Genomic DNA, 20,367 nt, shown 5'->3' on the forward strand with positions numbered 1-20,367 from the left:
TATTAGAGAAGGATTTGCAGGGTTGAGACGGTGATTAAAGAAAAATCTTTCGCAATCTTTCAGGGATGGCTGCACTTTTCACTGTAGGTATGCAATAGAGCTAAGTTTAAATCAGCTATAATTAAAAATTTAGCGGTTAATAGTAACTTTACATATAGCATTCTGATTTTTTTATTGATATAGCTTTATTCAACACCTAAAATGTAACCACAAAAGTGAAGCAAATCAGAGAAATTTGGATAAATATAGACCCATTTTCATTACAGTCACGGCTCACGATCGGCACTGCTACATTTTCAGCTTTGGTATTAGGTAGCCTTGCAACATGGCTTAGCTGGAGAATGCAGCAAATATTAGTTGATAGTCATAAGTATAATATAGAACAAATCGCCAAGCGTTTGCCGCAAGATGTGCAAATTTATAGTGAAATGATGCAACCGGAAACTGGGTTGCAAAAGGCTATTAATAACTTGGCAAATACCAACATTTTATTATGGTTAAAAAGTCCTGATAATAAAATTTTAGTAAAATCTGCAACTTTAGATTTGGTATCTGATACTAAAGTAGCTGAGTTAATGTCTTTAACTAAGATGCCGATAAAACCACAAGTTTACAAAGTCAACGAAAGCTATTTTGTTTTATGTGGTAGTTCTGTACAAGTTCAAGGTAAGTTACTCGGTGAGCTATTTGTAGTCAAGGATATTACCCGCGAGCAAAAAATGTTTCTGGGAATGGTGCAGAGTTTAGCAATTATTAGTGTTTTGGCAATTATTATTTTAACTGCTGCGATCGCATTTTACATCCAGCGTTCTCTGCAACCTCTACGCCAGCTAAATCAAATGGCTTCTGTGATTTCGGCTGAAGATTTAGGACAATCGCAGCTATCGGTTAAAAATGCACCCAGCGAAGTTAAAGAATTAGCTCAAACTTTAACTATGCTGTTATCGCGCCTCTCTCAATCTTGGAAGCAAGAACGAGAATTTGTGAGTAATGTTTCTCATGAATTACGCACGCCATTAACAATAGTACATGGTTACTTGCAAAGCGTGTTGCGGAGGCAAAATAATTTAACACAAACCCAACAAGAAGCTTTAGAAACTGCGGCATCGGAAGCTGAACGAACTATCCGTCTGCTACAAGATTTACTTGATTTAGCGCGAGCCGATAGCGGTTACTTATATTTTCAAATGAAATCTTATGTGCTGAATGACTTGATTGAAGAAGTGGTGATGATGGCAAAAAAATATAGCGATCGCATAATTAAAATCGAGTCAAAAGTTGATCGAATTGAGGTGAAAGCAGACTACAGCCGTCTCAAACAAGTATTATTGAATTTGATTGATAATGCTATTAAATATTCTGAGATTGATACACCTATAGCTTTTAAATTAAATCAACTTGAAGATCGGGCAATTGTTGAAGTTTGCGATCGAGGCTATGGAATTCCTTTGCAACAGCAAGCACGGATATTTGAAAGATTTTACCGCGTAGATGAATCCCGCTCTCATACTACTGGGGGTTGTGGTTTGGGTTTATCTATTGTCAAGACACTTGTAGAAGGTATGGGGGGTAGTGTCAGTGTGCAATCAAAGTTAGGGGAAGGGAGTACATTTACAATCAGTTTACCGATGTATAGCAGTGCTATCTGAATTTTTAAAACATCCTTTCAAGAATCAGGACTTTTATAGAGAAGGAACCACCACAACTCTAGTCCAATCAAGGCTAAACCAGCGATCGCAACACCAACTTTCAAGCCCAAAGGTTGCTCTATGTGGTTAAATTGACTGTTTTGCTCTGACGAGTGGGCTGGCATTTCTGCTAATGTTATACTTGGTGTCCCGGTGAGAAGCGCTAAAGCTGCAAGGCTTCCCCAAAGCATTTTTTTACTGAACATTTCCTAATTTAACCTGCAATTATGAAGTAGCTTTTGGTTGAAATTTACGCAATCTGAGAGCATTGCTAACAACAGAGAGCGAAGAAAGAGCCATCGCAGCTCCGGCGATAATTGGATTGAGTAACCAACCAAATATAGGGAACAAAATTCCAGCCGCAATGGGAATACCAATGACGTTGTAAATAAAGGCAAAGAAGAGATTTTGCTTGATATTGTTGATGGTGGCATGGCTGAGTTGAATTGCTGTAACAATTCCTTGCAAATCTCCAGAAATTAGGGTGATATCGCTAGCTGCGATCGCAACATCTGTTCCCGTACCAATAGCAATTCCCACATCAGCCTGTGCTAGGGCTGGCGCATCATTTATCCCATCGCCTACCATCGCCACAATTTTAGATTTTGAATTGGGGGATTTTTTTATCTCCCCTTGTAGAGATTGGATAATCGCCGCCTTTTGATCTGGACGCACTTCGGCAAAGATTCGTTCAATGCCAACTTCTGCTGCGATCGCATCAGCCGTTTTACGATTGTCTCCAGTAAGCATTACTACTTCTAAACCTAACTTCTGTAATGCTTTCACCACTGCTGCTGATGAAGGTTTCAGGGCATCGGCAATACCCATTATTCCTTGTAGTTCGCCATCTACAGCAATCAAAATGACTGTTTTACCAGCAGTTTCCCAGGTATCTTTATACTGCTGAAGAGTCATGGTGTTAATTCCAAGTTCTGTTAACCAGCGTTGTGTACCAATTTGCACAAGCTGATTTGAAACAACTGCTTGGACACCACTACCTGCATTAGCCTGAAAATTCTTTACCTCTATTAAACTCACTTCTTGAGACTGGGCGTATTTTACCACCGCTTCAGCTAAAGGATGCTCAGAATTTCGTTCTACCGTTGCTGCTAACTGTAAAAGCTTGATTTCATTACCATTAGCTGTACCGTTGACAGTCACAAAGTCTGTAACCGTGGGTTTACCCTGAGTCAAAGTGCCAGTTTTATCTAGAACGATGGTTTGAATTTTGTGTGCTAGTTCTAAGCTATCCGCACCCTTAATCAAGATGCCATTTTCTGCACCTTTGCCCGTCCCCACCATTACAGAAGTGGGAGTGGCTAAACCCAAAGCACAAGGACAAGCGATAATCAGTACACCCACCGTTGTCATTGTTGCTAGGGTGAGGTTGCCCGTGAAATTAAACCAAATGACGAAAGTGGCGATCGCAACGGCAATCACAGCTGGTACAAACCATCCTGTAACTCGATCTGCCAAGCGCTGAATTGGTGCTTTAGAACCTTGGGCTTGTTGCACTAATTTGACGATTTGAGCCAAAAACGTATCATTTCCGACTCGTGTCACCCGAAACTGAAATGCACCCGCACCGTTAATCGTCGCCCCAATCACTTCATCTCCTGGCTGCTTTTTGACTGGCAAACTTTCACCAGTCACCATCGCTTCATCTACTGTCGAATCGCCTGCAATCACCTCGCCATCGACTGGAATCTTTTCACCAGGACGTACCAAAATTACATCGTTGATTCTGACTTCGGCAATGGGAACATCAATTTCTCTACCATCACGAATAACTCTGGCATCTCTGGCTTGCAATCCGATCAGTTTGCGGATAGCTTCAGAAGTTTGTCCCCTAGCGCGATTTTCCAATAACCGCCCCAGCAAAATTAAGGTAATAACAATGGCTGCAACTTCATAATAAACATGAGGTATCAAGCCCTGAACAATAAAAAAATTCGGGAAAACAGTTACAAACAAAGAATATATATACGCTGCACTAGTACCCAAAGCAATCAACGTGTCCATCGTCGCCGTATGGCGCTTGAGGGATTTCCAGCCATTGCGGTAAAAAGATCCACCACACCAGAAAATGACAGGTGTTGTCAGCGCTAACTGTACCCAAGGATTTTGCAAAAAGCTGGGAATTAAGGGGAAGTTTAGCCCAGTCATCATGGGCAACGACCCCAAAAAGAGGAAAATGCTGATTACACCTCCCACAATTACCTTGAGGAAAAGTTCGCGTTGTAATGCTTGCCTACTCGCAATCTCTGTATCATCTTCTTCAGAGAGCAATTCTGACTGGAGTGAGTCAGAAGAGTATCCCGCAGCTGCGATCGCAGTTTGAATTTTCTCTAAACTTGCTAGAGAGCGATCGTACCGAATGGCCGCTTGTTCTGCTCCAAAGTTAACGTTACAGTCAATCACCCCAGAAACAGAGCGAATTGCCTTTTCGATGTTGTTGGCGCAACCAGCGCAACTCATACCTCGAAGTTTGAGTGTGAGAGTATCCATAACTAGATGAACCAAACCCCTGTGATTGATGTGGGAGGATCTGAAAGTAATTCGTAATTAAATTATTTGGGGATTTAGACCCCAACAGGTAAATACCGCCAACAATTACGAATTACGAATTACGAATTAGTTAGCAACTGGATAGCCAGCAGCAGCCAACGCTTCCTTAATTTCTGTTTCTGATGCTTGAGTTTCTACACTGACAAGCTTGGTTGTTGGATCAGCCTGAACGCTTGCATTGGCATCGACTGCTTGAAGTGTTTTGGTGATGGTGCTTGCACAAACAGAACAAGACATATTGGGAACTGTGAGTTGGAGAGTCATAGATTTACGGGATAAAAATAAACAACCTAGCCAAACCAAGTTGGATGACTGAGGGATAATCGTCAACAATCAGAAATTTCTGGTTGAGAGTCCCCTTGAATTCATACTAGACTCTCTAGCCGGCTGGAGAGTCTAGAGAATTTTAAAAGTTTTTAGCTAAAGTTCAATTTTCTTTACAGATGTAGTATATAACTGGCTAAAAATACAAAATACTACAAAACACTTGTTTTCCAATGCAAGTTTGTGTTATCAAAGCTATATAACCTGTTGTTTTCCCCCAAATTCTGGGAAAATAACCATCCGCACCACTTGAGACGCGGCTGCTGAACCCAAGTCTCCTACTCTCTTCATAACCAAGAGTCTTTTTTAAGGCTCAATTTGGAGTTTTCATGCAGCCAAAAAATTTAAAACGTCTCCTGCGTGCTTTAGAGCGGCAGGGTTTGGATGTAACTTACGATAATCGCACTTATTCTGTCCGTTTAGTTAATTCTCCTGATGCCCCTGTAGCAGAAGTGCTACTGCCAGAAGGCTTACCTGTAGAAGCTAGAGCACTGAAGCAGTTAGCGAATTTGGCAAGCGTCCGCCACCCATCTGGTGGATGCGTTTGCCGTGCCTGTGCTACCCCTGACTTTCACCCAGGTGATGCGGGTGTTGCCATTGGTTCAATTGTAGAAACTGTGGGTCAGGTTATCCCTGGCACTGTCGGTTCTGATATCAATTGTGGAATGCGCCTGCACGTTGCTGATTTGACAATCGATGAATTCATGGCAAAGCGCGACCAATTCGTCGAAAAAATGAAGGGGGATTACTTCTTTGGTACGCGTGATGTGACAATGACTGCTGAGGCAATGCGATCGCTATTTCAATACGGAATTCCTGGTTGGCTGGATGCCATGCTAGATCGGCCTACCGGGAGTGTAGTCAAATCTGATTTGCAGCAACTTACCCAAGAGAGCGAACGCATCTTCTTAGGTGGTTCAATGGATGGTAACTGGAAACTCGCGCCTGAAGAATTGGTTCCCGATGCTGGAATAGTACGCGATGGTGGACTGGCAACTATTGGCGGCGGCAATCATTTTGTAGAAGTTCAGCGAGTTGATAAAGTCGAAAATCGCCCACTTGCCCACGCTTGGGGAGTGCGCGAGGGACAACTAGCTTTTATGATTCACTCTGGTTCTAGAAACGTGGGTAAGTATATCGGGGGAATGTGGCGAGATAAAGCTAAGGCGACTTGGCAAAAAGGTCTGAAGTACCCTGATTCTCAGATTTTTCCTCTCTCTACCCATTCTCACCCCGAATTAGTCGCCAGTTACCTGCAAGCTGAGGCAACTGCTGCTAACTATGCTTTTATTAATCGCCTGCTATTAGCAGAACTGCTACGTCTGCGTTTGCGAGAAGTATATAATGCAATACGGTTCAGTTAAGGCTCAAAGTGATGTAAATTAGGCATTGTTCCCAAGAATAGAAATTAAGTATCGTGCATCTGAGGGATTTTTCGTTGGTGTCTCCTGAGATACAAAACGCTGATTTGCTCAAAGCAATCGAGATGGCTATTCCAGCAACAGCAATTGAACAGGCGATAAGCCTGCGGCATGGCTTCGCTTACCGCTAATATCCAAACTCAAGAAGAACGCAAACGATCATTACCAGCACAATTGGTGGTAAGCCTTGTAATTGCAATGAGTCTGTGGTCAAAAGACTCGATGCGGGATGTATTGAAGAATTTGATTGATGGACTCAGTGAGGCATGGCTTAAGGTTGGTAAATACTGGCGAGTAGCTTGTAAGTCAGCCATTACACAAGCCCGGCAGCGATTAGGTGCAAGGGTAATGTGCAAATTATTTCATCAGCTAGTAAAACCAATGGCGACACAGGAGACATTAGGAGCGTTTCTCCAAGAACTAAGAATTGTAGTCATTGATGGCAGCTGTTTTGATGTTCCAGACAGCGATGAAAATGCGAGAGTTTTTGGTCGTCCTGGTAGCCGTCCTGGGACAAAAGCCGCGTTCCCTAAAGTTAGACTAGTATATTAGTAGAAGCAGGAACACATATAATATTTGATGCACTGATGTGGCCGTATCGCATCGGAGAGCGAGTACGAGCATTAAGATTATTACGTTCGGTCACACCAGGAATGTTGTTGATGTGGGATAGAGGATTACATTCCTACGCAATGGTACAAGCAACAGTAACCAAGGGATGCGATTATTTAGGCAGAATACCAGCCAATATCAAATTTATTGCCGAAAAACCCTTAGAAGACGGCTCTTATTTATCATGGATTTACCCATCGGGAAAGCTACGAAAAAAAGCTAGTCAGCCAATACTTGTACGCATCATTGAGTATACAATTGAGCATCCTGACAATCCAACCGAACAACTGACATATCGCTTAATTACTAGTTTATTAAACATTGAGAAATTTCCTGCCGAGTTGTTGGCGAGGGAATACCATCAGCGATGGGAAGTAGAAAATACCATTGATGAGTTGAAAATACATCTTCTAGGGCGAAAAACTCATGTCCGTTCCCAAAAACCACGAGAGGTTGTGCAAGAAGTATATGCTTGGTTATTAGGACATTGGACAGTACGATTATTAATGTTTCAAGCTGCAACCAGTGCCGGAGTTGCTCCATTACGTCTTAGTTTTACCGGAACTTTACGAGTTATCCGTCGTGCTGTACCTAAGTTTCAACGTCTTAACTCTCAAGATTTGCCCCTTTTTTTGAGTGGTTGATCATAGAGATTCTGGATACATTGTTACCTGAGCGGCTTCATCGGTGTAACCCCAGGGTTGTGAAAAAACCTGTATCAAAGTTTCGCTCCAAAAAACCAAGCCACAGAGGCACTGGACAGCGAGTTGAGGCTCCTAATTTCCATATCATTAATAACGCTTTCAGCTTTAACTTAACCGTATTGGTATATACTTAACCGTATTAGTATATACTTAACCGTATTGGTATATACTTAACCGTATTGGTATATACTTAACCGTATTGGTATATAAGGATGTGGAAGCACCTCTAATTTATGATTTGCCACATAACATCACCTTGCCAGAAGGTAAAGGATGGGTAACACGCAAGGGCGCTTGTCCCGCCCATGTAGGACAACCAGTGATTATCCCTGGTTCAATGGGTGCTTATTCCTATCTGATGGTGGGTAAAGGCAATCCAGCCTTTTGTAATTCAGCCTCACACGGGGCGGGAAGAATTCGTTCTCGCTTCGACCTCAATCGCAGAAGTGCATCTCAAAATGAGGCAGAACTGGCATTAACTGGGATAGACTGCATTACCTTGCGTGAAGAACGCCGCATTGAAGAAGCACCAGCCGCCTACAAACCGATTCAGTCTGTAATTGATGTGCAGGTTGAAGCAGAAATGGTGGACGTTGTGGCGCGATTGAGTCCAGTATTAACGTTTAAAGCGTAGCCCCTAAATAAAAAGCCCCTGGTGTTGACCAGGGGTATCCATCTTTATTCCCTAATATTAGAATCGCATCTGTGAAGCTATGATAAATCCGTATAAATGCAATTAACGCATAAGCTTGATGATTATTTTGCAATCAGTTAGATGGAATTTACCCAGTGTCATCAATGCTAGTTTTATCCCAATACGCTTGGGATAAGCCAGAAAGCCCTCGTATATAGACGCGATTTATCGCGTCTAAAAGACTGATACGTTAGAGAAACGCGATAAATCGCCGTCCTGAAAGAGAATGTACTCGTCAATTATTCCTTGACAGACTACTATTCCCGACTTCTATGTACACCGTAGCCGTTTCGGGGAGAGGAATGGAAGTGGGGTAAAAAGTCATGCCACAAAACAAGAAATCAGTACTTTATGTATTTTTCTTTTTTCGTATGAAACTACCTAGCGTAGCCTGCCTTCGCAGGGGTACGCTATCGGCATTGCTTCTTTCTCTTCACTCGAGCAGAAAATAGGTTTAGCTCAGTGCTAAACCTACATATTTAGTGCTTAAGTAGACGTTTCAGATTAATTTAGACTGGCTTTTCTAGCAGTTCATCTTCCTATAGACTGTATCCAAATTTCTTGAAGACTTGTACATAATAAAAGGCTTGGTTAAACCAAGCCTCTATATATACCAAGCATTTACTACACCAAGATTAATTTAGACTGACTCTTACTTTAGTTCATCTTCCTATAGGATGTATCTAAATATTCTGAAATCTGATATCACACTTCCTGGTTACTCTTTAAAAAAAGGTTTGGCTGTGAACCAAACCTCAATAATTGCTGTGCTTAACAACGTACAAAATTAATTTAGTTCTACTCTCTATTACAGTTCATCATCCTAGAGGATGTGTATAAATATTCAGAAATTTGGTATTTCATGACTTGGTAAAAATCTTAACTAATTTTTTGAAAAAATACACAAAAAATCTATCTAAAGTTATTCCTATTTAAAAATTTTTGGATTATGCTAAAGACTCTAATAACCAAGGTCGATTCTGATATATCCCCTCTTTATTTTTTCTGGTCAATCCAGTGTATAATATAGTGCATCAATTTACTTCTACTCTGACAAAAGTCTATCTTTTACTTATAGTTTTTCTAAAAAAAGACCCTGGAATAATATCCAGGGTGCATACACGTTTTTCAGGCATTAACAGGCTGAATAATAACTTTGTAAAATAGTTATTTCTACTATCCATAGAATGATACGAATATCGATCTATATATGGTATTGATGGTTTTTTGTTGCTTGTTCTATTGATATATAGTATTTAATAACACCAACATACATGTTTTGATGAGCTTTTCTATTTCTTTAGGATAGTGTTCATCATTGTTTAGTATGATATGGATATATTATTAATAGGAAATTAGGGGGAATTTTGAACGTGATTTTTGATTAATATTCATGCATCAAGTATGAAATCTAGGGTTGATATCCTGCAAGTACTCCGTTGAACAACTTGTAGATAGTCACCAATGCCTTAGAGAGGATGTGCGATAGGATATATGGGCTATTTTTTACTCACTAACTTGAAATATGTTGTATGTTTCAGTTGGTTACTGTCAGTCACAAAAAAGGCATGGCTTTTAGCCATGCCCTATATATACCAAGTGTTTACCATACCTTGCTAATTTATAATTACTTTGATTTCAGTTCATCCGTCTAGAGAGTGTTGACATATCCTAATGGTAGACATGAAAAAAGGTTTAGCACTCAGCTAAACCTTCATTGAAAGCAGTTATTCGACACACCAAAATTAATTTAGAGCTACTCTTAATTCTGGTCATCTTCCTCTAGGATGTATACAATTTTTATAAAATCTGGTAACAAGCTCTATCGATAATATGAGAATTAGTTCAACCCCCTTTAGATAGATAATTTTTTCAATAGATGTGATTAAAAATAAAATTGATTGCGGATAAAATTAATCGCATTAAGGGACTAATTTAACAAAGCTTAAACAAAATTATTCTCAAGTTTTTGGTTGCATTAAACTTAATACGGTTCAGTTAAGAACAATAGTAGCGATTTATCACATTAATTCTGATAGCTGAATCAAATTTCAATTTATCTTCTTTCCTTCTTCCTTTACGCTCTACCCTTCGGGAACGGCTTCGCCGAAAGCGTTCTTCTCCTTTGGAGACGTTACGCATAGCTTGCTTCGCCGTAGGGCTACAAGTCGGGAAACTGCAAGGGCGCAGTGGCTCCCCAACCTACGCCAGTTTTAGTTATTTAGCTTTAAACCAAGCATTTTGGCATTAAAGTTCAAAAATAGCTCTAGTAAATTATATGCATTGGCTCAAAACATAAAAGAAAGGGTGTGAATTGAATGAGATGCTATAAAGCTGTATATTCTCTTTACTGTTGTTTTTGTAGTATAGAATACTCACAATAATCTCAATAGAATAATCTACAAACAAATTTCTGTATAGGTGTGGCCCGTCGTAGACATCGCGCTATAGTAAAGTAGTAGATAGCCTTGGACAAAAGATGAAAAGCTGCTTCTTTTCAGGAACATCTCAAAAATAATCTCTTGGTTTGCTCACTTGTAAAAACCTATTCAATCGCGTCTGTACAATCAATCAAGAGTGTGTCTAAATTATATACAGTACGTAAATTACAGTACATATTTTAACAGTTAACAGCTTGAATTACTTATTTATTTAGTATCTTTAAAATCTCAAAGCATACACGGTTCAAGCCGATACTGTTACAAATAATCATCCGATCTTTTTACATAAATTTATGGTAAACTTATCAAAAAAAATATCCTGTGATTTTGCGTATAATCGAAAAGTATCCGCTAAACTTATAAGCTTGAGGTTTTCTTAACTCAGCAATTTTTCTGTGGGTAAGAATTATCAAATAGGCAAAAGTAAAACACATTAGCTAATTCTAACTGAGTACTATTCCATAGGTTCGCGCGAAGCCTCGTCTGTATCTCCCTAATAGAGACAGACGAGGAATCATAATAAAATCTTCTGGAGAAGAGATGTATTTGGCACATTCATTCATGAGTGATGAAAAGCAGCAAAACTCTCACCAGCCTTTGATTTTGGCAGTGGAAGACCATGATGATAGTCTTTTGCTGATTAGTTATGCTCTTGAGTTAATGGGTTGTAGATTTATTTGTCAAACAGATTGCTCTGCAACAGTGCTGGTGGCTAAAGAATATCAACCTGACTTAATTTTGTTGGATATTTTGTTACCAGGTCTTAGCGGTATCGATGTTGTGCGTCATCTAAAGCAAGAACCCTTAACTTCCAAAATTCCAGCGATCGCAGTCACAGCTTTAGCTACCACGGAGGATCGAGAGCGTATCCTTAAGGCAGGATTTGATGATTATATCAGCAAACCCTATATGATTGAGGACTTAGAGGCTATAATTCGCCGTGTATTGGGAGGAAAATTCTCTCCTTACTCAGCTTTTGAACTTTGTCAAGATTAGCAATCTAGCATAAAAATATCCCCGTGAAGAAGTTAAATGTTCTTAGGTAGTTGGACAGTGAACAAAGTACCTTTACCTACTTCAGAAGCAACCTGGATAGTTCCTGCGTGCCCTTCTACAATCCTGTGGGATAAATGTAGCCCTAAGCCACTACCTGAACGTTTATGTTTGCCTTGGCGAAATCGCTCAAAAATTGTTGCCTGATCTTCGGGTGCAATTCCATATCCTGTATCTTGTACCTCAATAGTTACCGAATCTTGATTTTCTGGAGAAGGTGATGTTTCAAAAATGCGGATTGAGATCCCTCCTGTATCTGTAAATTTGATGGCATTGGCGATCAAATTGTTTAGCACTCGCCGTAGTTCTAAGCGATCGCCCATAATAATCCCAGCATTTTTACTCAGTGGATTTAATTTACTGGTGTCTATTGTCAGGGTCAAACCTTTTTCATTCGTGAGAGGGCTTAGTTCGCTCACCACTTCTTCAGATATCTCACGTAAATCACATACTTCCCAATTCAACGTTTTTTTACCTGCCTCGAAGCGATAGACTTCTAGGAGGGTGTTTACCATGTCCATCAAATTTTGGTTACTGCGAATCATAACTGCGATCGCCTGTTTCATTTCTGGCGAGATTTTGCAGAATGTTTCCATCTCAAACAAATTCAACATCCGATCGGCAGCTACTAAAGGAGTTCGCAAATCATGAGTCAGACGAGAAACAAAGTCTTCCCGTTGGCGGGTCATTTTTTGTTGTTCGTCCAGACTGTGCTTGAGACGTAATAGCGATCGCACTCTTGCCAGTAGTTCATCAGTATCAAATGGTTTACGAATAAAATCGTCAGCACCAGCATCTAAACCTTCGACAACGCTAGATTCATGAAAAGCAGTAATTAGCAGAATTGGAATATAACTAATTGCTGGGTTATTCCGAATCCGACGCGTGACTTCATAACCATCCATCCCCGGCATCATTACATCTAACAAAATCAGATCGGGTGGAGATTTTTCAACTTGCCTTAAAGCCTTTATTCCATCTGAAACCAAATCAATTTCATATCCCTCACTTTCTAAAATCGCTTGAACCAAAATCAGATTATCTCGAGTGTCATCAACTGCGAGAATACGATAAATTTTATTATTTTCAACTACAGACATAATCTATAAATTTTTATCAGTTTTTTGGGAAGTAATTTATTATAGTTTAAATTTAGGATATCCTATTGGTGCTTGTCTTGCTTGAGAAGATGGCTGATGGGGATTTTTTGCTCTGCCAAAAACCCCGTCGCTCTCTAATTGTAAATGGGGAGGATCGTCTACCACATTTTGTAATGTGATTTGACGCGGCAATTCAATTTTAAACATTGAACCAATGCCCAATTTGCTCTCCAGAAAAATTTTGCCGCCCATCATTCGCACCAATGAATCTACAATTGCCAAACCCAAACCAGTCCCTGGATATTTGCGAGTGATAGTTTGATCGACTTGGCGAAATGCTTCAAAAATACGTTTAAAATCTCTGGAAGCTATACCAATACCTGTATCCCGAACAATAATTGCCACTTGATTTGTAGGTAGTTCCTTAACCTCAACCCAAATCTCACCAGACTCTGTGAACTTAATCGCATTGGAGAGTAGGTTAGTTAAAATTTGTCTGATCCGAACAGGATCGTTAAATATAAAAGGATTTTGCAAATCGTTTTGCACTAACAACGACAGCTTTTTAGCATCAGCGAGGGAACGCATTTCACCTACAGCAAGATTTATGACCTTTGATACATCAAATATTTCCGCCTTTAAGTCTAATCGTCCTATCTCCAGCTTAGAAAAGTCCAGAACTTCATTGAGTAGCATCAGTAAATGCTTCCCATTATTCAAGATGCGCTCGACCATATCTGCTTGCTGGTTACTTAGTTGACCGAACTTAGGACGCAACAGTATTTGCGAAAAACCAATAATCGCATTCATCGGCGTTCTGAGTTCGTGGGACATAGTGGCCAAAAAATGTGATTTTAGCCGTGATGCCTCCAACAGCTTAAAGTTTTGCATTTGAATCTGTTCTTGTTGTCTCTCCAATTCTTGGTTCTTACGAATGAGTTTTTCATGACTTTCTCTCAGCTGCTCTTCTGCCAAAGCCGCCTGCATTTCAGCCCGATAAATTCGAATCGCGCTCCGCAAAACCTGTGCCAAGTTTTCTGGGGATATTCTAGACTTAGAGAGATAGTCTGTAGCACCAGCTTTGATTAATTGAACAGACATTTGTTCATCTCCTTGACCAGTCAAGACTACTAAAGGAACTTTAATTTCCGAAAAATGCAGCCGTTGAATCAAGGTTAATCCACCCTGGTTTGGTAAATCATAGTCGAGGAAAACACAATCATAAGCAGTACTGCTTAAGGCAGAAAACGCATCATTGCCATCGCCGACTTCAGACAGTTCCATCTGAATACCTGCTATCGTCAGGGCTTGACGGACTACCATCCTGTCTACTTCGTCATTTTCTACAACCAAAATTTTCAGCGTCTCTTCCATCGTTTTTTATTTTTGCCGCCAAACATAGGTTGATGTATAACATTTCTCTTTTGAGATTATCCAATTAAAAAAAATATAAGATTTTCGGGCATCTAAAATCTGTAACTTGATTGACTAAGGCATTTAGCATAATATCCAATACTTGTTTAGCGTTGCCGTCATCTTGACATTAGGCAAGGTGAAAGGCTTGAGGATATATCCGGCTAGATTTAAGCTGTCAGCTTTCACTCGGTGTCGATCTTGATTTGAGGTTATCATTACAATTACAGGAGTTGCTCTTAAAGCTAATTATTGGGATAATTCGCTGCCACTTACCTTTGGCATATTCAAATCTAGGAAAAGCAAATGTTACTCGGCAGTAACTTTCGGAGGCTGTCTGTCATTGCCACACAACATTATTAGTGCCTGTAGCCCATAACTAGTAAGGTGAATACGGTCAATAATATTAACTTTCTTTAATGCCTGTAAGACATTCATCAAATCAACTTCGTTGTCCTCCACTAGTAGTGTGTTAATCAGTCTTTATGGCATTTACTTGCATTAAATTTAGTCTGTTGTATCCTTAATATGATTAATTTGACAGACTATTGAAATTAAACTTCTAGCAAACTACCAATGGCTTTCAAAAAACTAGCAATTAAAAAATCGAAACCTACTGCTCTAGACACAACAGACAGAACTGATATAAAGTAAAATAAAATACTTTACTAAGCTTAAACCAATTGTAAATGAGCGATCAAGTGACCGTCGTCAGCCATTGGTGAGAGTTGCATAACATTATCCTGTACCATAAGCTTGAGCAGTTTTAACCATTGATTTGGTTAGACCAGGTAAATAAGAAAGTACTTCCTATACCTATTTGTGAACACAAGTATTCCTACCTTCTAGAATTTCAACAATTTTCTTAACAATCGCAAACTTTCACAGTTTGGAAAATTACCAAGACCTCCTGGCAAACTTTAGGAAGAATACCAAGCCCTTCTAAGCCTTTTGGCATTAAAAAAATTACTCGCCCACTTTGGCTGCTAAAGGGCTTAACTTTTGAGCCATAAGTCCTCCAGCATTTGGGCGCACGAGTAATTACCCTGTGCAGTTGTGGTTGAATTCCTTTTGAAATTGCCCACCATCGAGCCTGACTTTTCACGCGATAGGGAAAAGAAGAGGCGAAACCTAAACCCCTAGCCCCCAAACCTTGTAGGGTTGGGGGAGAATTTAAAACCTCTTTTCTATAAGGAAAAAGGAATGGAAGTGAGGTTTTCCAGATCCCGTTAAAAGTCAGAACTTCGTCCATTTGAGTAAGCTTTGTTCAAAGCTTTGTACAAGATAATAGGAAATAATGAATGGAACATGGCAACTAAAAGCTGAATTCTGAACAAGGGAGAGCAATTTGGCATTTGTCTCAATATTTCATACTTTTTGTGCAAGTATCTATATATCTCCAGCTAGATATGTCCTCTATCTAAATATCAAAAAAGAGGAAATTTATTATTTCTAGCGATGGATGCAGACTGGTTAAAATATCATCTATGTTTGGTTTGGGGAAATAGCAGAAAGCGCTAACGAAAGGTAATATTTTGAAAGATGCAAACAGCATAAGAGCGAGTGTAGCGATGAATGAAATTAGCATTATTTTAATTGAAGATCATGACTTAACACGAATGGGGCTAAGAGCGGCTTTACAGTCTCACAGCGCCTTGAAAGTAATAGGCGAAGCAGCAAATGCTACTCAAGGACTAAAACTTTTGGAAACGGCAAAGCCAGATGTAGCTGTTGTAGACATCGGTTTACCTGACATGGATGGCATTGAACTCACCCGTAAATTCAAACGCCATCAAGCTGAAACTGGTCAGACGACAACGAAAATTCTGATCCTAACAATGGATCACACTGAAGACGCTGTACTTGCAGCTTTTGCAGCAGGTGCTGATTCTTATTACATGAAAGAAACAAGCATCAGTAAATTAACTGAGGCGATTCAAGCAACTCACGGCGGTAACTCTTGGATTGATCCGGCAATTGCTAATGTGGTATTGCGGAAAATGCGCCAAGGTATTCCTGGAGAAAGCCAAAATTCTGATAAGCCGAAGACTGTAAAAATTGAGGCGCTAGCATCAGAATACGAGCAAGTTTTAGAAACATATCCCCTGACTCAACGGGAATTGGAAATCTTAGAATTGATTGTAGCTGGGTGTAGCAATGGGCAAATTGCCGAGAAACTCTATATTACAGTTGGTACCGTAAAGACCCATGTTCGTAATATTCTAAATAAATTATGTGCTGACGATCGTACCCAAGCTGCCGTCAGGGCCTTACGTTCTGGGTTGGTAGCATAAGGAGTGTGCTGGGTGAGGAGTGCTGTACATGGATAGCGGAGCGTTTAGCTTGTGAGGATTAGAGATTGGGAAGATAAGGGAGTCGAGGAGCCAGAAAGTGGCAGAGATGAACGAGATTAACTAATGCCCAATGCCCCTTCAACTCAATCGTTCCTGTAAACATTCAGCAATGCGTAGTGCGGCTCCTGGTTTGCCCATACGTCGCAGGCCATTTTCGGCAATAATTTGCAAAATATCAGGATCTTTGAATAGAGACTGGACGATCTCGGCCACTTCTGCTGGCTGCTCGACTAAAATCAAAGATGAGCCTAAATGACGGCTTTGAGCTTCAGCAAAGGCAGGGTTATATTGGGGACCATTGCCGGGAATAGCGATCGCAGGTTTCCCTAAACCGATAAACTGTTCTGTGGCTGTACCTGCCATTGCGATCGCAAAATCTCCCAAATGCAAGCAGTCATTATAGGATTGTTGAGTCAGCAAAAGATAAGCATTTCTTTGTTTAAATGTCAAGATATTTGGATCGGGAAGTTGGATAGGACATACTGATTCCGCCCGCCAGCCTTGGGATTGCACGCTTTGGGATAAAATATTAGAGTCCAAACCAGGAGCGATCGCACCTAAAAACACCACTGTGCCAGAAGTGTAAAACACCGAATCTCGTTCCTGGAAACTTGCCATCAGCGCAGATACGGCAATCATAATTTTTTCCCAGTTGGTGTATGCCTCTGGCGGACGAGAACCAGGAAGAAGAGTCACCATTAAAGGTCTAACCGTTTCTTGCTGGTGACTGTCCCGACTATAAAATTGTTGGCGTGAAAAGGTTGGTTGCAGACCATCCATCATGGGATTACCCAAATTAAAAGCGGGAATTGGCCATTGCTTTAATGTTTCCGTCGTCAGCACATCTCTAGGGAACACCGCCTTACAACGGCGACGACTCATTAACCAACGTTCCCAAGGATGGTAAACTGAACCAGAAAAGTTTTCCCAACGCGCGTCTTTGGATTTTCGTGGTAATAATCCAGCTTCATCGCGCACATAATATTCAGATTTCGCCGTACCCACAAAAGCATAATTAGCGCCACTAAAAGTTGCAAACAACAGGGGGACAATATCTCCCACAGCTAAAATTGCTCTTTTATTACCTAATTTTTTTTGAGAACTCACCCATCGGCGGACAGCTTTAATCTGGCTGAGGGTAAGTTGCAATAAACCACCGCGTACATCTCGCGCCAACTGGCGGCCATCCATATAAATAAAGCCGCCAGAAGGCATAGTGCGGACTGAACCGATAAGGGGGATCTCCAACTGTTGGTAAGCACGTCCTTCACCCACCAGAGGTAAAGCAAATATCTCTGGTGGGTTTGATTGTCGTTGGAGTTCTTGCAAAATCCGAACTGCAATTACATCTTCTCCATGACCATTACTTAATACAAGTAACCGTAAAGGAGAAGTTGCATCTTGGGAGTTAGAGGCTACAGATAAGCGGGATGAATTACTCATAAGAAACAAAATATCAAAATTAACTGTCGTTTGGGGAAGAGGTGTAAATAAGGGGAAATCGGCGAATAAGCTGGAAGTTAGTATTATCGCTATTTCTTTGCTTTCCTACAACTAACGCCAAATTCTCAAAGGATGTGTTGTTTAAAATTATTGAAAAAGCTTTTTAATCAAGTCTTTTAATCTGAAATCTAAAATCCAAAATTGATATAACTCCCTGTTAATTAGGTTAAATATTATGCGAGTTTCTGCTACTGCAATTTTTACTTTAGCTACTTTAGCTGCTGCCAATATCACTCAGCAAGCCACGGCTGCATCCGCTAAAACCGTTATTCCAACGGCAAAAGCTGGTAACTTGGTAGTGCCCATAATTGAAGACACTCCCACACGGATAGAGACAATTGCTTCCCCAGAAACCATAGTTGCACAACAATTTTCTCAAAATCCCGTCGCCGCACAAACAGGTGCAAGCAAAAATTCTCCAGTAGTCTTAAAGTCAGCACAAGAGTTAAATTCCCAAGCCATCCCCCCTGCCTCCCCCTGGCCATCTCCTAAAACCCCTGCTACTGAAAGTACTTTAGTAGTCACAGCTACAGACGTACAGGTAGTGGGAGCCAATCAAGAATTGCAAGAGATTATTCGTAAAGTCATTAAAACCCAGGTAGGAGGAGAAACCAGCCAAAGCCAGCTACAAAAAGATGTAGCTACAATTTTGGCTACAGGTTTATTTAGCAATGTCAGTGTGAATAGCTTTAGCACACAGGCTGGATTGAATGTAGTTTATCAAGTGCAACCGATAATTGTACGGTCGCTACAATTATCTGGTGCTAAAGTCCTCACTTACCAAGTAGCCCAACAAAAGTTACAATCTCAAATTGGAACCAGCATCAGTCCTGCTGGACTCCAGCAAGCAGTAGCACAAATTAACAAGTGGTACGCCGACAATGGTTATAACTTAGCACGGGTGTTATCAATTAAACCCAGTTCTCAAGGCATTCTGACTGTGAACGTTGCTGAAGGCTTGGTGAGTGATATCAAGTTTCGCTTTGTCAACGATGAGGGAAAAACCGTTGATAGCAAAGGCAATCCCGTCGGAGGACGCACCAAACCAGATTTTCTGCAACAGCAACTCAAGCTAAAACCTGGTCAAATCTTCCAAGAAAATGTCGTCAAGCAAGACATCCAACAGCTATATCGCACTGGTTTATTTGAGCAGGTGAATGTTGCCTTAGAAGGAGATGCGACAAAGCTTGATTTAGTCTACCAACTTAAAGAAACTGGGGCGCGTGGTGTTAACTTGGGTGGTAGTTACAATGCAGATCAGGGTTTGGTAGGCACAATCAGCTATCAAGATCAGAATGTTGGTGGTGTTAACGATACATTAGGTGTGAATGTTGGCGTAAGTAGCCGAGACTTGCAATTTAATAGCAAATTTATCAGTCCTTATCGAGCAACAAACCCCGATCGCTTGGGGTACACTGTGAATGGTTTTCGTAATCGGGAACTTTCGGAAACCTTTGATGACAAGATTAAGCTAGCTAACGGCGACAAAGTACGGGAAGGTCAAATTGGTGGGAGTGTCAGCTTACAGCGACCAATTGACAACTGGAATACCTCATTAGGATTAAACTATACCCGAACTAGTATTCGCGATCGCCAAGGTAATATTACCCCAACTGATGCTCAAGGCAATCCTCTCTCTGCGAGTGGAACTGGTGTTGACGACCTAACTACGGTATCCTTCACCGCCACCAAAGACCAACGAGATAATCCCCTCAACCCAACTCAAGGTTCCGTTCTGAGTTTGAGTACAGAACAATCTATACCTATAGGTCAAGGTAATATTTCTCTAAATCGCCTCAAAGCCAATTACAGCCAATATCTACCAGTCCAGTTATTTAACACCAAACAGCCACAAGTATTTGCTGTAAACCTGCAAGCTGGTACTGTCATTGGTAATTTACCGCCTTATGAAAGCTTTAACTTAGGTGGTTCCAACTCAGTGCGCGGTTACGATTCCGGCGATGTGGGAAGTGGTCGTAGTTATGTCTTAGCTTCTGCTGAATATCGTTTTCCAGTTTTACCAATCGTAGGGGGTGTATTATTTGCCGACTTTGCTTCAGACTTAGGTTCAGGTGATACTGTATTAGGAGATCCTGCGGGTGTGCGAGACAAACCCGGCTATGGTTTTGGTTATGGGGCTGGAGTCCGCTTAAATTCACCACTAGGCTTAATTCGGGCTGATTATGGCATTAATGACCAAGGAGAAAGCAAAGTGCATTTAGGCATAGGTCAGCGATTTTAAGTATCAGTCAAGTCGCTTCTCTACTAGACGCTACACGAACGCTCCAATTAAAAATTAAAAATTATTAATTAAGAATTGCAAGACGCTCTCTACGAGACGTTGCGCGTAGCTTGCTTCTCCGTAGGAGTATGCGGTTCGTTTATCAATTATCTCAAAACTAATGGTCTATCCCATTAGTAGGGGCAATTCATGAATTGCCGTTATATTTCATAGCTTGATGCATAAGTCCTAAATTTATTTCTTGTAAATC

General features: G+C 40.7%; 14 protein-coding genes and 1 pseudogene. 7 read left to right on the forward strand and 8 right to left on the reverse strand.

What is annotated here, in order from left to right; all coding sequences use genetic code 11:
* Positions 1 to 215: 215 nt before the first annotated feature.
* Positions 216 to 1,649 (forward strand): sensor histidine kinase, encoded by a 1,434-nt coding sequence (locus NPUN_RS07325; RefSeq protein WP_012408167.1) that lies wholly within the window; start codon positions 216 to 218, stop codon positions 1,647 to 1,649.
* 17 nt (positions 1,650 to 1,666) lie between these two features.
* On the opposite strand, the gene NPUN_RS07330 is transcribed toward NPUN_RS07325, so the two are convergent.
* The 3 genes from NPUN_RS07330 to NPUN_RS07340 form a co-directional block, all read right to left on the reverse strand.
* Entirely contained in the window at positions 1,667 to 1,894 is a 228-nt protein-coding gene (locus NPUN_RS07330; protein WP_012408168.1) for a hypothetical protein, read from the reverse strand.
* Between the two features lie 19 nt (positions 1,895 to 1,913).
* Positions 1,914 to 4,196, reverse strand: coding sequence for a heavy metal translocating P-type ATPase (locus NPUN_RS07335; RefSeq protein WP_012408169.1), 2,283 nt, complete (start codon positions 4,194 to 4,196; stop codon positions 1,914 to 1,916).
* A 126-nt stretch (positions 4,197 to 4,322) separates the two neighbouring features.
* Positions 4,323 to 4,520, reverse strand: coding sequence for a heavy-metal-associated domain-containing protein (locus NPUN_RS07340; protein WP_012408170.1), 198 nt, complete (start codon positions 4,518 to 4,520; stop codon positions 4,323 to 4,325).
* Positions 4,521 to 4,909: 389 nt separating this feature from the next.
* On the opposite strand from NPUN_RS07340, the gene NPUN_RS07345 reads away from it, so the two are divergent.
* The 4 genes and pseudogenes from NPUN_RS07345 (at position 4,910) to NPUN_RS07360 (ending at position 11,448) form a co-directional block, all read left to right on the forward strand.
* Entirely contained in the window at positions 4,910 to 5,944 is a 1,035-nt protein-coding gene (locus tag NPUN_RS07345) for an RtcB family protein (protein WP_234711059.1), read from the forward strand.
* Between the two features lie 122 nt (positions 5,945 to 6,066).
* Positions 6,067 to 7,257 (forward strand): annotated as a pseudogene (locus NPUN_RS07350) (IS4-like element ISNpu3 family transposase).
* Between the two features lie 274 nt (positions 7,258 to 7,531).
* Positions 7,532 to 7,951, forward strand: coding sequence for an RtcB family protein (locus NPUN_RS07355; protein WP_041565253.1), 420 nt, complete (start codon positions 7,532 to 7,534; stop codon positions 7,949 to 7,951).
* Positions 7,952 to 10,992: 3,041 nt separating this feature from the next.
* Positions 10,993 to 11,448 (forward strand): response regulator, encoded by a 456-nt coding sequence (locus tag NPUN_RS07360; RefSeq protein WP_012408171.1) that lies wholly within the window; start codon positions 10,993 to 10,995, stop codon positions 11,446 to 11,448.
* Between the two features lie 32 nt (positions 11,449 to 11,480).
* Here NPUN_RS07360 and NPUN_RS07365 read toward each other — a convergent pair whose 3' ends face one another.
* The 4 genes from NPUN_RS07365 to NPUN_RS07380 all read right to left on the reverse strand — a co-directional run bounded on the left by NPUN_RS07365 (position 11,481) and on the right by NPUN_RS07380 (position 15,270).
* A complete protein-coding gene (locus tag NPUN_RS07365) occupies positions 11,481 to 12,605 on the reverse strand; it encodes a hybrid sensor histidine kinase/response regulator (RefSeq protein WP_012408172.1) in 1,125 nt (374 codons plus the stop codon).
* Positions 12,606 to 12,644: 39 nt separating this feature from the next.
* Complete coding sequence (locus tag NPUN_RS07370; protein ID WP_012408173.1) at positions 12,645 to 13,979, reverse strand: ATP-binding response regulator; 1,335 nt, start codon at positions 13,977 to 13,979, stop codon at positions 12,645 to 12,647.
* Between the two features lie 348 nt (positions 13,980 to 14,327).
* Complete coding sequence (locus NPUN_RS44465) at positions 14,328 to 14,480, reverse strand: response regulator (protein ID WP_336884928.1); 153 nt, start codon at positions 14,478 to 14,480, stop codon at positions 14,328 to 14,330.
* Positions 14,481 to 14,883: 403 nt separating this feature from the next.
* Positions 14,884 to 15,270 (reverse strand): hypothetical protein, encoded by a 387-nt coding sequence (locus tag NPUN_RS07380; RefSeq protein WP_012408174.1) that lies wholly within the window; start codon positions 15,268 to 15,270, stop codon positions 14,884 to 14,886.
* 319 nt (positions 15,271 to 15,589) lie between these two features.
* Between NPUN_RS07380 and NPUN_RS07385 the strand changes: the two genes are divergently transcribed.
* Positions 15,590 to 16,312, forward strand: coding sequence for a response regulator transcription factor (locus tag NPUN_RS07385; RefSeq protein WP_012408175.1), 723 nt, complete (start codon positions 15,590 to 15,592; stop codon positions 16,310 to 16,312).
* Between the two features lie 138 nt (positions 16,313 to 16,450).
* Here NPUN_RS07385 and NPUN_RS07390 read toward each other — a convergent pair whose 3' ends face one another.
* Positions 16,451 to 17,815: a lipid-A-disaccharide synthase-related protein gene (locus NPUN_RS07390; RefSeq protein ID WP_012408176.1), complete on the reverse strand. Its 1,365-nt coding sequence runs from the start codon at positions 17,813 to 17,815 to the stop codon at positions 16,451 to 16,453.
* A gap of 235 nt (positions 17,816 to 18,050) precedes the next feature.
* On the opposite strand from NPUN_RS07390, the gene NPUN_RS07395 reads away from it, so the two are divergent.
* The gene (locus NPUN_RS07395) at positions 18,051 to 20,117 is read left to right on the forward strand and encodes a BamA/OMP85 family outer membrane protein (RefSeq protein WP_012408177.1); all 2,067 of its coding nucleotides are present in this window, start codon (positions 18,051 to 18,053) and stop codon (positions 20,115 to 20,117) included.
* The last annotated feature ends 250 nt before the right edge of the window (positions 20,118 to 20,367 follow it).

Source organism: Nostoc punctiforme PCC 73102 (assembly GCF_000020025.1).
GTDB lineage: Bacteria > Cyanobacteriota > Cyanobacteriia > Cyanobacteriales > Nostocaceae > Nostoc > Nostoc punctiforme.

Excerpts from the sequence above, each read along its gene's own strand:
- NPUN_RS07330 (WP_012408168.1), bottom strand. The coding sequence starts at position 1,894 with ATGTTCAGTAAAAAAATGCTTTGGGGAAGCCTTGCAGCTTTAGCGCTT.
- NPUN_RS07335 (WP_012408169.1), bottom strand. The coding sequence starts at position 4,196 with ATGGATACTCTCACACTCAAACTTCGAGGTATGAGTTGCGCTGGTTGC.
- NPUN_RS07340 (WP_012408170.1), bottom strand. The coding sequence starts at position 4,520 with ATGACTCTCCAACTCACAGTTCCCAATATGTCTTGTTCTGTTTGTGCA.
- NPUN_RS07345 (WP_234711059.1), top strand. The coding sequence starts at position 4,910 with ATGCAGCCAAAAAATTTAAAACGTCTCCTGCGTGCTTTAGAGCGGCAG.
- NPUN_RS07360 (WP_012408171.1), top strand. The coding sequence starts at position 10,993 with ATGTATTTGGCACATTCATTCATGAGTGATGAAAAGCAGCAAAACTCT.
- NPUN_RS07365 (WP_012408172.1), bottom strand. The coding sequence starts at position 12,605 with ATGTCTGTAGTTGAAAATAATAAAATTTATCGTATTCTCGCAGTTGAT.
- NPUN_RS07370 (WP_012408173.1), bottom strand. The coding sequence starts at position 13,979 with ATGGAAGAGACGCTGAAAATTTTGGTTGTAGAAAATGACGAAGTAGAC.
- NPUN_RS07380 (WP_012408174.1), bottom strand. The coding sequence starts at position 15,270 with ATGGACGAAGTTCTGACTTTTAACGGGATCTGGAAAACCTCACTTCCA.
- NPUN_RS07385 (WP_012408175.1), top strand. The coding sequence starts at position 15,590 with ATGAATGAAATTAGCATTATTTTAATTGAAGATCATGACTTAACACGA.
- NPUN_RS07390 (WP_012408176.1), bottom strand. The coding sequence starts at position 17,815 with ATGAGTAATTCATCCCGCTTATCTGTAGCCTCTAACTCCCAAGATGCA.
- NPUN_RS07395 (WP_012408177.1), top strand. The coding sequence starts at position 18,051 with ATGCGAGTTTCTGCTACTGCAATTTTTACTTTAGCTACTTTAGCTGCT.